Below are 12871 nucleotides of genomic sequence, written 5' to 3' on the forward strand. Positions count from 1 at the left end.
TCCGGTTTCCCACCGGCTTCAGGCGTATTCGACGCCGCACTCGACGCGATTGCGCCCGGCATTCTTGCCACGGTAAAGCGCCGCGTCGGCGTCCTGCATCGCGCGATCGAGCGCAGCCTGGTCGGCGAACCGTCCGGAGATGCCGATGGTGGCGGTGCAGTGCAGGCACTCGCCGTCGGGCTGCCGCAGCACGACCGCCGACTGCAGGGCCGCACGCAGGCGCTCGGCTATCCGCAACGCGGATGCCTCGTCGGCGTCCATGCACACCACGGCGAACTCCTCGCCGCCCATCCGGCAGACCAGGTCGCCGCCGCGCGCCGCGCCGCGCAACACGTCGGCCACCGCGCACAGCACCGCGTCGCCGGCGTGGTGGCCGTAGCGGTCGTTGATGCCCTTGAAGTGGTCGATATCCAGCAGCAACATGCGCGCCCCGGTGCCTGGCTTCCGGAAGCGCGCATCCAGTGCCTCGCGCAGGCCGCGGCGGTTGAGCAGCCGGGTCAACGGGTCGCGCGCGGCCATGTCGCGCAGCGTATCGGTCAGGCGGCGCAGCACCAGCCACACGATCGAAGGCGACATGATCGTCGCCAGCGAGCACATGTAGATGTAGAACACCATCTGGAAGCGGTCGTCCATGTCCAGCGCAGCCAGGCCACCGGACAGCAGCTTGGCCAGCTTCATGGCGTTGAGCACGCAGATGCCGCTGATCAGCACGATGAACAGCACGACCTCCGCGCGCAGGGCGCGGGCGTAGGTGCGCAGCCCGCCCAGCAGCACCACCACCATGCCGGCGAAGAACACGACGCAGGTCGCCGAAAGCAGGGCGTAACGCGCCACCGGACCCCACACCGAGTACACCAGCACCTGCAGCGCGGCATAGCCCAGCGCCAGTGCCAGCAGGGGCCTCCACAGCGGCGCGGGCCGACCGAAGAACCGCGCCCCGCCGATGGCATAGGCCAGCAGCGAGCACAGGGTGAACGAGTGGTTGACCACGCCCATCCAGCCCCAGCCAGCCGGACCTTCCAGCAGCTGCAGCACGTAAGCCACGCTGAGGACGAGGTTGCCCATCGCGAACGCGTCCATGCCCATGCGGTCCGCGCCCAGGCGCCGACTGATGAGCAGGAACATGATCGAGAAGCTCAGCGCGTAGACGCAGAGCATGCCGACGAGAACGGTGGCGACCATCGTGGGTTCGACTCGGGACGGGGCGGATATGCGAACCGCCGGGATGCCGCGAACCCGACGCGCCCAGCACGGTCGGCTCCCCTCGCAGCGGCCGATGGCGGGACGGCCGGGCGCTATCGTAGCAATCGCCTGCCCGGCCGGACGGGTCCGGGCAGGACAAATCGCCTGGTTGGGCGGGGCATGGGGCGGTCGGAGGACGCTCTTCCGAGCCAGTTTCTGAGTGCCGTGTAGGAATTCTCCTAAAAGGCGACTCTGACCCCGGTTTTAGTTGGCGGGCTGCCAGCCTTTTTCGGTCTTGGCGAAGTACTGCCAGGCGTTGCGGTCCACGCCGTCGCCGACCTTGAAGCCATCCTCGAAGGCCATCTCCTCCAGGTGGCTCCAGGCGACGATGAAGGCCATCCGGCGGGTGTCGGCCTCGGCCGGGGCGTCGGCGCTTTCCCAGAAGCTAGCGCAGGGGGCGCAGGACGCGAGCATGGCGTCGCGACGCTCCGGGAAGCGGCCGTCCTGGGCATTGATCCACTGGCTCGCCAGCATCGCCAGCTGCATCTGCTGCACGGACTGCTCCAGCGCGCTGAAATCGAGGTCGTGCGCCGGCTCGCGCGCTGGGGCGATCTCCTCGAGCAGGCCCTGGGCCAGGCCCAGGATGACCTCGCCATAAGGCCTGGTCAGCTGCAGGCGGTAGGAATAGGTGACCTTGTAGCGGTTGGCCGAATCCGGATCGACCTGGCCATTGGCGCGCTTGAAGTCGACGATCTCCAGCCCGTCGGCCAGGTCGCCCTCGGCGATCTGCCGCACCGCCGGCTCGGCCACCTTGTCGCCCGGACGGTCCTCGCCGCAGCCCGCCATCGACAGCACCACCAGCGCCGCCATCGCGGCCTTGAACATCAACTGCTTCACGAATCACCTGCTTGCGGATGCCCTTGCGGAAGGCAGGGGCTGGGCAAGCCTTATCGGCCGGGTTGGCGCGCGGCTTGAGCGGGGTCAGGTTCACTTCCTGCTCGCCGACGACCACCAGTCAAGCGCCCTCGCCACATAGCCACCTATCCCGCTGAAGCGGGGCGACCGACTCCACATTGGATTGGTGCGACCTGTGCCCGAGGCTTGAACGGGGTCGGGGCTTGAACGGGGTCAGGTTCACTTCCTGCTCGCCGGCGACCACCAGTCCAGCGCCCTCGCCGCATAGCCACGTATCCCCGCCGAAGCGTGGCAGCCCGACTCTCCATCGGATTGAGTAGCCCGACCTGTGCCCGGCAGGATTGCCGCGCGGGTCGGCGGGCTTGAACGGGGTGGCTTGAACGGGGTCAGGTTCACTTCCTGCTCGCCGGCGACCACCAGTCCAGCGCCCTCGCCACATAGCCACGTATCCCACCGAAGCGGGGCGACCGACTCCCGATCAGGTTGGGCGTGCGACCTGTGCCCGGCAGGATTGCCACGCGGGTCGGCCGCCGGGCACGGCGCCATCAACGGAAGGCCAACCCGTCCCGTCTGTCCGGAAAAAGTCGACTCTGACCCCGGTTTTTCTTGCTCAGCGGGGCTCGACGCGGAAGCGGAAGGCGTAGTCCTCGCCGTTCCAGTGGGCGACGATCTCCACGTCGTAGGGCGCGCGACCGATCGCGCGGCCGACCACGATCTGGCCACCCCAGGATTCCTGCGGGCGGACCGTTGTGGTCTGCAGGATCGTGTCGCCAAGACGGTCCAGGGTCTCGTGCAGCTCCTGGTCGATCAGGTAGAGGCCACCGGCGGTCAGCACCGTGGCCGCAGCGGTTCCGGCCGCGGCGGACGCGGGGTCGTACCAGGTGGTGCGCACATGGCGCGGGCCGCGCCGGGTGTAGATGGTGGAGTCCACGGTCCGGTGCGCATCGTGGTGGGCCGCCACCGCGGTCGCCACGCCGGTGACGGCCACCGCCACCGCCGCCCAGGTCGCCGCCGACTCGGCCTCGCGCCCCAGGTCCTCGTACGAGTACACCGGCACCCAGACCCCGCCCACGCGGGCGCGGAAGTTCTCCGGACCGAGGTTCGAAGGCACGTCGAGCTTGTTGTACGCGGCCACGGCGAAGCTGATCCGCCCGTTGACCTCCACGCCCAACGGCGTGACCTGCACCGCTCCGTTCCGGAGCTCCAGGTCGGCCGTCGGCCGGCCGTTGTAGTAGCTCAGATGCGCCGCACCGGTGTCGATCGGCGTGATGGAATATTTCGTCGTCGCACACGAGGTCAGCGCGAGCGCAGCCACCACGCCCACCAGCAGTTTCCCGGACACGCGCTTCCCCTCTGTTCCCGCACCATGCGGCTCGGGCGACTCTAGGGCCTGGCGGTCCTCCGTAGAAGCCGACCTCGATCCGCCGTTTGGGTGCCGTACGGCCAGCGCCCGGCCATGCCGATCGCAAGGCCCACCCGAAGCAGACACCTGGCCATAGCGAACCCGTGCCCGTCCGGGGCTGTCGCTACGCGACATGGCAAGGGCGAACCTGCCGTTCCAGCGGGGCATGCGTTCTGGCCGGAACGCTTCCCGCGCCCCGACCGGCACGCGCGCCCTTATCGCGGGCGCGAGCCCGACTCCGTTCCTCCGAGCACGGTGGCCACCGCCGCCGCGACCGCTTCCGGTGCGTCCAGCTGCACGTCGTGCGAGCTGTCCGGCACCTCCACGCGGCGCCCGTTGCGGGAAGCCGCGACCAGGCGGGCATGGGTCTGTTCGCGTGCGGCGCGCAACACGTTGGCGACCTCGTCAGGCACACCCGGCATGTCGGCGGCCGGGGCCGCGACGACCACCAGCGGCAGGTCGCCATAGGATTCGGTCTCCGGCACCGGTACGGCGAAGATCGCGGTGTTGGCGTCCAGCTCCGAACGCAGCGTGCGCCAGTACGCGGCCTCGAGCTTGTACGCCCGCGTCGCGGCGGCGACCGGCGCGCTCTGCCACGGCGGTGCGGCGCGCAGGCAGGCCCCAAGCGGGCCCTCGCCCCGGTCCAGCGTGCCGGCCTCGGCCGCGGCCAGGCAGGTATCCAGGAACGCATTGCGCTGCACGCGCCCCGCCTCGCCCTGCTGCTTCCAGTCCGGCGGCAGCTGCGCCTCGGCGCCCTGCTCGGGCGGATCCACCAGCACCAGCCCGGCGACGTCCTGCGGATGCTGCTGCGCGTAGGCCCGCACGATATTGCTGCCGAGGGAATGCCCGACCAGGACCAGCGGCGTCCGCAGCCCCGCCGTGGCGCCCAGCGCCGACAGGTCGGCGACATCGGCGTCGAGATCCCGCGGCAGCGGACCTTCGTCGCTGAACCCATAGCCGGCACGGTCGTAGGCGCACACGCGCGTCTGCGGCGCCAGCAGGGACTGCACCTGGAACCAGGTGGCCGAATCGGCATTTCCGCCGGCTTCCAGCAGCACGGTCTGCGGCCCTTCGCCGCTGCAGCGCAGGTTCAAGGCCCGGCCCGGAGCGATGGTGATGCGCTCGCCCGCAACGGCGTATGTGTCGGGCGTCTGCTGCGGCGCGTCCGGCGCCGCCAGCGCCGGCGCGGACAACACGTTCGCGGAGAAGAGTACGGCGCATGCGATCGACTTCATCCAGGATCTTCCTTGCAGGGCCGGAGAGCGCGTGCCTGCGGCAACGCGAGCGAGCGCCGAGCGTAGCGCCCGGCCGGAGCCAGGTTCAACGGAACGGGGTCAGGTTCACTTCCTACCGCATGTGGCACAGGATCCTGACAGAGGCGCCGGAAGGCCCGGACAGACCTAGTGCGAGGCCATGCGCATCCTTCCGGCATGGCCCGCCTGCCGCGCTTCGACCTCCCCGGCATTCCCCAGCATGTCGTACAGCGCGGCAACAACCGGCTGCCGTGCTTCCTGGATGACGATGATCGCGTGCGCTACCTGCAGTTGCTGGCTGAAGCGCTGCCAGCCACCGGCTGCCAGCTGCACGCCTACGTGCTGATGGACAACCATGTCCATCTGCTGGTCACACCGCCAGAGGCAGGCGCAATCGGCAGGATGATGCAGCGGCTGGGTCGCAACTATGTCGCCTGGTTCAACCGCCGACACGGACGAACCGGCACGCTCTGGGAGGGTCGCTACAAGGCCTGCCTGGTCGACAGCGAGGCCTACGTCCTGCGCTGCTACCGCTACATCGAACTCAACCCGGCGCGCGCCCGGCTCACCGACGACCCGACGTCCTGGCGCTGGTCCAGCTGCGCCATCAACACGGGGCAGCGCCCGCGTGCAGGCCTGGCACCCCACCCCAGCTGGCTGGCGCTCGGAAGCACCGATGCCGAGCGTGCGTCGGCCTACCGGGCGCTGCTGGACCAAGCACTGGACGACGACACGCTCGCCGAAATCCGTGACTACCTGCAGCAGCAACGCGCTCTCGGCCGCGACGTCTTCCGCGCCATGGTCGAGGCCAAGACTCGGCGCTTTGCCGGAACCCGACCCGCCCATCGGCCGCCACGCCTACCCTCATCGCGGAAGTGCCGGAAGTGAACCTGACCCCGTTCGGCGGTGCCGGGACCACAGTGGAGCATTGCCCGAAGTGAACCTGACCCCGTTACCCGCGAAGAAGCTCGTAGGTCTCCTCGTCATTGATCGCCCCGAACTTCTCATACTGGGCCGCAAGCTGCAGCAAGATTGGCGCTGTCTGCGTCAATTTGCGGCCATTGACCTCCAGCACCGGAATTTCACCCATCGGATTGACCGTGCGCCGCCACTGCGGCGTCCACGTCACGCGCGAGCCGAAATCCGTCCAGACGGGCTCAAAGGTTTGGCCGCAGAGCGTCAGCATCAGCGCCAGTTTGTAGCTGTTGCCTGACTCGGGGAAGTAATGGAGGCGATACGTGTCCATCGCAGTTCCTTCTTTGGCGGGGCGACTGGTGAATAGCAGTTCTAGGCCGGCTTCACGATCGCCAAGATGGCGATGACCAACATCGCAACGACGATGCCGAGTTCAGCACCAGGAATCTTCTCTACAGATGCTCCAGTTCGAAGGCAACGTCGTATTCGACCGGAACGTACGCCGTGAAACGCCGATAGGGCGACGACGAAGATCAGCTTGACGATCAGCCATGGGGATGACAGCCATCCCGCGCCGAGCGCCAATGAAAATCCGAAGATCCAGGTCAACAGCAATGCGGGCGTGGTGACGGTACGTTCAAAACGCTGCAGCGCGGCCAACATCCCCGCTTGTTCTTCTGGTGGTGACAGCGAGATGGCGTTCACCATCCGTTCTTGCGCAAGCAAGCCGCCCACCAGAAATACCACCGCCGTGACGTGTGCTGCCACCAAATAAGGGTAAATCGCTGCCAAGCTCATCGAGCCTCCTTGCCATCGGCGAGCGTTCTCGCCCGTTCGCGCAGCCACCGGAGATTGGCGTACCCGCCGAATGGCACAAACGCGACCAGAAACAATCGAGCCACTTCACGGCCATGCCAGCCGCCGCCGGACACGGTTTGCAGTACCGTCCAGATGTACGCCAGAAATGCGATCCCATGTATGGGCCCGAGGAACTTCGAGCCATACGGCCAGCCCCAGAGATGGCGCAGAGGGACCGCAACGAACACCAAAAGAACCAGCGTTGTTGCCTCGATGATCGAGGCCATCTCAAGGCGCTTCAGTTGCTGGCTCTCAAGAGCCGCGATGGGTTCATGTGGATGACGCGGGTCCTTTTCTGCTTGTCCGTCTTTGACCATGTGGTTTCTCATGAAAGGCTTGCATTCATGAAAGTCACGTCGGGCATTTCTCACCGGGCCGCAAGGTCAGGACCCGGGCACCGTGAGCCGTGACGGCAACGGTATGTTCGAATTGAGCCGACAATTGCCCATCGCAGGTGACCACCGTCCAACCATCCTCCTCGGTTCGAACGGTGCGCCGTCCTTGATTCACCATCGGCTCGATGGTGAACACCATCCCTTCGCGCAGTACTAGCCCCGTTCGCGGTTTGCCCCAGTGCAGCACTTGTGGCGCCTCGTGCATCTCACGACCGATGCCGTGGCCACAGTATTCCCTGACGATCGAATAGCCATTCCTGCGGGCATGTCGCTCGATGGCGTGGCCCACGTCGCCAAGCGTGGCACCTGGGCGCACGGCCTGAATGCCTTTGCACATCGCCTCATAAGCCACGTGCACGAGCCGCCGCGCCGGCTGCGACACCTCGCCCACCAGATAGGTTTTGCTGGAATCGGCGATGTAGCCGTTCTTCTCCAGTGTGATGTCGAAATTGACGATGTCCCCGTCTTGCAAGATGTCTTCGGCAGAAGGAACGCCATGGCAGACCACATGATTGCGCGAGGCGTTCAGCGCATAGGCGTACCCGTATTGCCCCTTGCTGGCCGGGCGCGCGCCGAGCTCGTGGACGATGAATGCATCGACCAGATCGTTGACCTGCAGGGTCGACATGCCGATCAGGTTCAGCCGATCGAGATAGTCGAACACCAGCGCCAGCAGTCGGCCCGACTCCGCCATCAGCGCGATTTCTTCGGGTCGCTTGGTCATGTCGAACCCATCTTGATGGGTTGCGCCACTACACCCGCGGCCCGCAGTTCACGCGTGACGATGTCGTTGAAGCTCAGTGTCGGGTTCATTTCGCACAGCATGCCGATCCGGATCCAGAAGGCCGCTTGCGCGTTGATCGACCGGCACGACACCGCGCTGGCCTTGCGCAGTTGGTCATGCAAATCGTCGTCGATGTTCACGATGCCCATATGCCGTCCACTTTATACGAAACATATACGCATCATATACTTTTCTGACTGCGACGCAAGGGAGCCGCAGGCCTGCCCGCGCCCGTCAAAACAGCGTCGAGCGATGCGCGGCCAGGCCCGCCAGTGCGCCGTCGCCCACGGCCAACGCCACGCTGCCCGCCGCTCTTGCGGCATCGCCACAGGCGAAGACCCCTGGCACGCTCGTCTCCTGTGCAGCGTTGACCTTGATGAACTCGCCCAGCGGACCTTTCTCGATCTCGCAGCCCAGTTGTTGCGCCACAGGGCTGCTGAGGTGGGCTCGTGTCTGGGTGAACAGGCCATTCATCGACAGGATGCGTCCGTCTGCCAGCACCACGTCAGCCTCGCCTTCGATGCGCTCGATGGGCGTTGATTCGACACGCGTGCCCCTCCTGGCGAGCGCGGCCAGATCCTCTGGCGTCGGCGCATAGGCGTCGTTGAGGAACAGTGTCGGCTTGCCCCAGTCGGGCAGCATGAGGCCGTGGTGCTGCGCCATCGGCGACGCGGCCACGATGCCGATGGGCCCGGCGTCCAACTCGTAGCCATGGCAGTAGGGGCAATGGAATACGCTGCGGCCCCAGCGCTCGGCCAGGCCCGGCACCGGTGGCAGCTCGTCGCGCACGCCAATGGCTAGGATCAATCGACCGGCGCTGACCACTTGGCCTGAGACGCAGAACTCGAAGCGGCCATCCGGGCCGCGACGCGCCTCCTCGGCCAGAGCGTCCAGCCAGCGCACGTTCGGGTAGCGCAGCAACTGGCTGCGGCCCTCGGCCGCCATCGCGCCCGGGGACTGGCCGTCGCGCGTGAGGAATCCATGCGAATGCCCTTGCGCCTCGTCAACGAAGCGGTTGCGGCGCTGTCCGGCATCGACCACCAGCACGTCGCGGCGCGCCCTGGCGAGCTGAAGCGCGGCGGACAGCCCCGCATAGCTGCCACCGATGACCGCGAAATCAACCTTCATGGACGTGCTCCACAAGCCGGTGCGGGGCATGGCGATGAGCCTTCAAGCGTCGCCGGAAGTCGCTGGCGAGATCGGCCAGCGTCACCTCACCGAGTCGCTCCAGCAGCAATCGCTCGGCGTCCTGCACCGCCACGCCCAAGGCTTCGTTGACCGCCTGTGCGACGAGGCACTGCGGGTGGTTCTCCCGGAAACCCAGCGAGACGAGGGATGGCTCGCCGAGCGCTTCGTAAACGCTGCGCAGCGTGACCGCCTCCAGCGCGCAGGACAGCACCCAGCCGCCGCCGTGGCCTTTGGATGATCGGACGAAGCCCTTGTCCCTGAGCCCGGCCATCAAGCGGCGCAGCACGACGGGGTTCGTCTGCATGGCCGCGGCAAGCAACTCCGAGGTCGCGGGCCCTTCGGCTTGCGCCATATGCAGGAGGACATGCAAAACGTCCGAGAGTTGGCTATTTTTCTTCATGCAACATTATGAGTTGCATGATATGCCTTTTGTCAAGCAACGAACTTCGCCTGATCAACCTGGAAGGGCGTGAAGTGGACGCTGGCTTTCCTGCGTGATGCTCAAAGGCACGCCGGAACGCATCGGCGAACCAGAAGTTCCCGCGTGGTTCGCCATTGCGTCCCTCGTATGTTCGCCACCCGAAGCCTGCAATGACACCTGTTCCTCAACAGCGTCATAGGAGGCTTCCATGCCGACAACGGCAAGCACCATCACCCGGTCGCCGGTCGATGCGATCAATAGTCTGTCTCCCGGCGACCGTCGGGTCCTCAACGAGAACGAGCTCGCGCAGCGCTGGGGCCTGAGCCCCAAGACCCTGCAGCGCTGGCGCAGCGAAGGTCGCGGCCCGCGCTACCTGAAGCTGTCCAAGCGCGTCAGCTACCCCCCTGGAGTCGGTCATCGAGTTCGAGCGTGGCGCCCTGCACGACTCGACCTCCGAGCGCGTGGCGCGCTGAAGGGGGGGCGATGAGCGATTTGACCCTTTACCCCGCCGACATTGACGGAACGGGGTCAGGTTCACTTCCGAGGTCGGAACGGGGTCGCGGAACGGGGTCAGGTTCACCTCTTACTGGACGTGGCACAGGATCCTGCCAGATGCGCCGGAAGGCCCAGACAGACGTAGTGCGAGGCCATGCGCACTCTTCCGGCATGGCCGGCTGCCGCGCTTCAACCTCCCCCGGCATTCCCAGCCCGCCGTACAGCGCGGCAACAACCGGCCGCCGTGCTTCCTGGATGGCGATGATCGCGTGCGCTATCTACAGCTGCCGACCCAAGTGCTGCCAGCCACCGGGTGCCAGCTGCACGCCTACGTGCTGATGGCCAAGCAAACGGGGCCGGGGTTTACCTCACGGCGTGGGCCTGGGCCACCCCGGCGAGTGGCCCTGCCGGTGCCGGGACACCCCGTGGAGCATTGCTCGAAGTGAACCTGACCCCGTTTTCGCACCGGCACCCAGACCCCGCCCACGCGGGCGCTGAAGTTCTCCGAGCCGAAGTCCACCGGTTCGTCGAGCTTGTTGTAGCCGGCCACGGCGAAGCTGATCCGCCCGTTGACCTCCACGCCCAGCGGAGTGACCTGCACCGCGCCGTTGCGCAGCTCCAGGTCGGTGGTCGGCCGCCCGTTGTGGAAACTGACCTGGGCGCCGTGGGTCTCCAACGGCACGACGGTGTAGCGGGTAGTGGTGCACGCACTTAGCGCGAGCGCGATCGCCGCGCCCGCCAGCAGCTTCCCGGACATGCTTCCCCCTGTCCCGCCAATGTTCGTTCCGGCGACTCTATGCGTTGCCGGGGGCCCCGTGAAGCCGGCGCCCGGCAGGCGTTTGGCCGCCGTATGGGTCGAAAACCGGGGTCAGAGTGCAATTTCCCCTCGACTGGAGCCGACCACCCGGGCCGCACCCGGGAGAAATTGAACTCTGACCCCGGTTTTCCCGCGCCGCCTACCGCGCGCTGGTCATCGCCGGGCTGGACCCTGACGAAATCGGGCAGATCCGCGCGACGCTCCAGCGCCAGCACTTCTCGGCAACGACCGCTTCCGCCAGGCCATCGAGCGCCAGCTGGGACGCCGCGCCGGCCCGGCCAGGATCGGACGGCCGCCGAAGCCAGGCAGCCCGCAGGAAAGTGTACTCTGACCCCGGTTTCAACCCGTCGCCACGGCGAGTGCCCCCCGGCTCGGCCTGCTGGCGCCGGATCCCGGTCGTCGCACGCGACGCATATCCTTGCGACATCGCATCGCAACCGCCAACGGAGCACAGAATGCCCTTGAAGCACGCCGCCGCCGTCCCGTTCGTCTTCGCCGCGCTTTGCACCGCTCTCCCGGCATCGGCCAGCGAGGCGGCGCCGAAGCGGCCCTCGGTGCAAACGCTGGAGCGCATCATCGCCTCGCGCACGCCGCAGACCCGCGTGGACGCGCCGGACCACGAGCGCATCACCGCGCGCCGCATCGACATCGTCGACGAGGATGGCGTGATCCGGATGACGCTGGCCGGCCGGACCCCGGCCCCCATCATCGACGGCATCCAGTACCGGCGCGCGTTCGACGTGGCCGGCATGGTGCTGTACGACGACAAGGGCAGCGAGCGCGGCGGCTTCGGCACGGCCGACGTGGAGGGTGGCATGGCCGTCCTGGCCCTGGACCACCCGGCGATGGATGCGGTGGGCTGGCGCGTGTCGCCGGACGGCTCGGTCGCGTTCTCGATCAACCAGGCACCGCCCCTGGTGCGCGAACCGGCGCTGGACAACCGGCTGATCCCCGGCGTGGCGGCCCCCACCCGGATCCGCATGCAGGTGGCGGCCGACGGCACTCCCAGCGTCGCCCTCAACGACAAGGCCGACCGCGCCCGCCTGCGCCTGACCGTCACCGACGCCGGCTACGGCGCCATCGAGTTCCTCGATGCGGAGGGCAAGGTCGTCCATACGATCGCGCCGGAAGCGGGGCTTCGCTGATTACCGGCAACCGGGGCGGCAAACAGCTGCTGCAGCGGGAGCACGGGCCTTGCGGTCTACCGCCGCGTCCGTCGCCAGGGATGCCGGGCGGGGCGCGCACTCTGACCCCTGTTTTCGACGCCCCGACTCGCCGCGCCGCCTACCGCGCGCTGGTCATCGCCGGACTGGAAGCTGCCGGGATCGAGCAGATCCGTGCGACGCTCCAGCGCGACGACCTCGGCAGCGACCGCTTCCGCCAAGCCGTCGAGCGCCAGCTGGGGCGCCGCGTCGGGCCGGGCCGGGCCGGGCCGAGGAGGATCGGCCGCGGAAACGGAGAAGCTTCGAAGAAAGGGCACTCTGACCGGGCTTCTGAGGAACGTGCACTTCGTCCCCGGTTTCACTGACCCTGGTTTTCAGCCGTCCGAGCGCAACCGCACCGGTGGCGGCGCATCCGGCGGCTGCACTTGGTAGATCGCCTTCACCAGCGAGGCATCGCCGACCTGGAACAGCAGCAGCGCCACCTGCGTGTCCGCCACCTGCCAATGCACGCGACGTCGCTCGAAGGGCTCGTCCTCCTGCGTGCTGCCTGCCGGCGCACCGTGCTGGGCCTCCAGCGCTGTGGCCACGTCCTGGAACACCTGCAGGTCCGCGCGCCCGGCCCGCGCGGCCCGTTGCACCAGATCCACCTGCACAAGCGCGCCGCCGGCGAAGAAGTACGAAGCCTGGAACCGGTGGCCGGCCACCTCCACGCCCTCCACCCGCAGCCCCTCGCTCTCGCCACCGGCCAACTCATCCGGGCTCTCCGGCACCCGGGCCTGCGGCACCTTCGCCTGGACCTGCGCCAGGTCCATCCCGTAGGCCGCCCCGCCCCACAATGCCTGCGCAGATGCCGCCGACGCCTGCAGCGCGATCGCTAATATCGTCAAGTGGATCACGGTCTTCATGGTCCCTCCGTGGATGGGCGGTTGCAGCCGCCAGAGTTTGGCGGGGGGCACCGACGTCCCCCCGCTTTCAGTAGCGGGGCTCTTTAGAGTCCGGGTTTCATCGTAGCGGCTTTGGCCGCCAACTGTTCGGCATAAGCGGCCGGCGTCAGACCGCCCAAGGTCTTCTTCGGTCGTTCCT

At 67.5% G+C, this 12871-nt stretch carries 16 protein-coding genes; 2 read left to right on the forward strand and 14 right to left on the reverse strand.

The features are described from left to right. Positions 1–18: 18 nt before the first annotated feature. The 4 genes from CSC68_RS09080 to CSC68_RS09095 form a co-directional block, all read right to left on the reverse strand. Positions 19–1182 carry a GGDEF domain-containing protein gene (locus CSC68_RS09080; RefSeq protein ID WP_170296346.1) on the reverse strand — a complete coding sequence of 388 codons (1164 nt, stop codon included), beginning with the start codon at positions 1180–1182 and terminating at the stop codon, positions 19–21. A 264-nt stretch (positions 1183–1446) separates the two neighbouring features. Further along, the gene (locus tag CSC68_RS09085; RefSeq protein ID WP_162203237.1) at positions 1447–2079 is read right to left on the reverse strand and encodes a hypothetical protein; all 633 of its coding nucleotides are present in this window, start codon (positions 2077–2079) and stop codon (positions 1447–1449) included. A gap of 628 nt (positions 2080–2707) precedes the next feature. Beyond that, positions 2708–3439, reverse strand: coding sequence for a hypothetical protein (locus tag CSC68_RS09090; protein ID WP_246193505.1), 732 nt, complete (start codon positions 3437–3439; stop codon positions 2708–2710). Between the two features lie 275 nt (positions 3440–3714). Next, positions 3715–4734, reverse strand: coding sequence for an alpha/beta hydrolase (locus tag CSC68_RS09095; protein WP_162203238.1), 1020 nt, complete (start codon positions 4732–4734; stop codon positions 3715–3717). Positions 4735–4929: 195 nt separating this feature from the next. On the opposite strand from CSC68_RS09095, the gene CSC68_RS09100 reads away from it, so the two are divergent. Further along, complete coding sequence (locus CSC68_RS09100; protein ID WP_162203239.1) at positions 4930–5640, forward strand: transposase; 711 nt, start codon at positions 4930–4932, stop codon at positions 5638–5640. A gap of 64 nt (positions 5641–5704) precedes the next feature. On the opposite strand, the gene CSC68_RS09105 is transcribed toward CSC68_RS09100, so the two are convergent. The 9 genes from CSC68_RS09105 to CSC68_RS09145 all read right to left on the reverse strand — a co-directional run bounded on the left by CSC68_RS09105 (position 5705) and on the right by CSC68_RS09145 (position 10565). Continuing rightward, entirely contained in the window at positions 5705–5998 is a 294-nt protein-coding gene (locus CSC68_RS09105; protein ID WP_162203240.1) for a glutathione S-transferase N-terminal domain-containing protein, read from the reverse strand. 41 nt (positions 5999–6039) lie between these two features. After that, positions 6040–6465, reverse strand: a complete 426-nt coding sequence (locus tag CSC68_RS09110) for a CopD family protein (RefSeq protein ID WP_162203241.1) — start codon at positions 6463–6465, stop codon at positions 6040–6042. Beyond that, positions 6462–6842 carry a DUF3817 domain-containing protein gene (locus CSC68_RS09115; protein WP_162203242.1) on the reverse strand — a complete coding sequence of 127 codons (381 nt, stop codon included), beginning with the start codon at positions 6840–6842 and terminating at the stop codon, positions 6462–6464. The genes CSC68_RS09110 and CSC68_RS09115 overlap by 4 nt, the downstream gene beginning before the upstream one ends. Before the next feature lie 34 nt (positions 6843–6876). Next, complete coding sequence (map, locus tag CSC68_RS09120; protein WP_162203243.1) at positions 6877–7644, reverse strand: type I methionyl aminopeptidase; 768 nt, start codon at positions 7642–7644, stop codon at positions 6877–6879. Continuing rightward, a complete protein-coding gene (locus CSC68_RS09125; protein WP_019399043.1) occupies positions 7641–7853 on the reverse strand; it encodes a ParD-like family protein in 213 nt (70 codons plus the stop codon). Before CSC68_RS09125 ends, map begins: the two co-directional genes overlap by 4 nt. Positions 7854–7938: 85 nt before the next feature. Next, the gene (locus CSC68_RS09130; protein ID WP_019399042.1) at positions 7939–8832 is read right to left on the reverse strand and encodes an NAD(P)/FAD-dependent oxidoreductase; all 894 of its coding nucleotides are present in this window, start codon (positions 8830–8832) and stop codon (positions 7939–7941) included. Next, positions 8822–9292 (reverse strand): Rrf2 family transcriptional regulator, encoded by a 471-nt coding sequence (locus CSC68_RS09135; protein WP_125165826.1) that lies wholly within the window; start codon positions 9290–9292, stop codon positions 8822–8824. Before CSC68_RS09135 ends, CSC68_RS09130 begins: the two co-directional genes overlap by 11 nt. 54 nt (positions 9293–9346) lie before the next feature. After that, positions 9347–9571 carry a hypothetical protein gene (locus CSC68_RS09140; RefSeq protein ID WP_162203244.1) on the reverse strand — a complete coding sequence of 75 codons (225 nt, stop codon included), beginning with the start codon at positions 9569–9571 and terminating at the stop codon, positions 9347–9349. A 565-nt stretch (positions 9572–10136) separates the two neighbouring features. Beyond that, a complete protein-coding gene (locus CSC68_RS09145; RefSeq protein WP_246193506.1) occupies positions 10137–10565 on the reverse strand; it encodes a hypothetical protein in 429 nt (142 codons plus the stop codon). A gap of 515 nt (positions 10566–11080) precedes the next feature. Here CSC68_RS09145 and CSC68_RS09150 point away from each other — a divergent pair. Next, positions 11081–11770, forward strand: coding sequence for a hypothetical protein (locus CSC68_RS09150; RefSeq protein ID WP_162203245.1), 690 nt, complete (start codon positions 11081–11083; stop codon positions 11768–11770). 392 nt (positions 11771–12162) lie between these two features. On the opposite strand, the gene CSC68_RS09155 is transcribed toward CSC68_RS09150, so the two are convergent. Further along, positions 12163–12693, reverse strand: coding sequence for a hypothetical protein (locus CSC68_RS09155; protein ID WP_162203246.1), 531 nt, complete (start codon positions 12691–12693; stop codon positions 12163–12165). Positions 12694–12871 lie beyond the last annotated feature (178 nt).

Source organism: Pseudoxanthomonas suwonensis (assembly GCF_010093235.1).
In the GTDB taxonomy this organism is placed as follows: Bacteria; Pseudomonadota; Gammaproteobacteria; order Xanthomonadales; family Xanthomonadaceae; genus Pseudoxanthomonas; species Pseudoxanthomonas suwonensis.

Coding starts and splice junctions, on each gene's coding strand:
- CSC68_RS09080 (WP_170296346.1), bottom strand. CDS start 1,182: ATGGTCGCCACCGTTCTCGTCGGCATGCTCTGCGTCTACGCGCTGAGC.
- CSC68_RS09095 (WP_162203238.1), bottom strand. CDS start 4,734: ATGAAGTCGATCGCATGCGCCGTACTCTTCTCCGCGAACGTGTTGTCC.
- CSC68_RS09100 (WP_162203239.1), top strand. CDS start 4,930: ATGGCCCGCCTGCCGCGCTTCGACCTCCCCGGCATTCCCCAGCATGTC.
- CSC68_RS09105 (WP_162203240.1), bottom strand. CDS start 5,998: ATGGACACGTATCGCCTCCATTACTTCCCCGAGTCAGGCAACAGCTAC.
- CSC68_RS09110 (WP_162203241.1), bottom strand. CDS start 6,465: ATGAGCTTGGCAGCGATTTACCCTTATTTGGTGGCAGCACACGTCACG.
- CSC68_RS09115 (WP_162203242.1), bottom strand. CDS start 6,842: ATGGTCAAAGACGGACAAGCAGAAAAGGACCCGCGTCATCCACATGAA.
- map (WP_162203243.1), bottom strand. CDS start 7,644: ATGACCAAGCGACCCGAAGAAATCGCGCTGATGGCGGAGTCGGGCCGA.
- CSC68_RS09125 (WP_019399043.1), bottom strand. CDS start 7,853: ATGGGCATCGTGAACATCGACGACGATTTGCATGACCAACTGCGCAAG.
- CSC68_RS09130 (WP_019399042.1), bottom strand. CDS start 8,832: ATGAAGGTTGATTTCGCGGTCATCGGTGGCAGCTATGCGGGGCTGTCC.
- CSC68_RS09135 (WP_125165826.1), bottom strand. CDS start 9,292: ATGAAGAAAAATAGCCAACTCTCGGACGTTTTGCATGTCCTCCTGCAT.
- CSC68_RS09145 (WP_246193506.1), bottom strand. CDS start 10,565: ATGTCCGGGAAGCTGCTGGCGGGCGCGGCGATCGCGCTCGCGCTAAGT.
- CSC68_RS09150 (WP_162203245.1), top strand. CDS start 11,081: ATGCCCTTGAAGCACGCCGCCGCCGTCCCGTTCGTCTTCGCCGCGCTT.
- CSC68_RS09155 (WP_162203246.1), bottom strand. CDS start 12,693: ATGAAGACCGTGATCCACTTGACGATATTAGCGATCGCGCTGCAGGCG.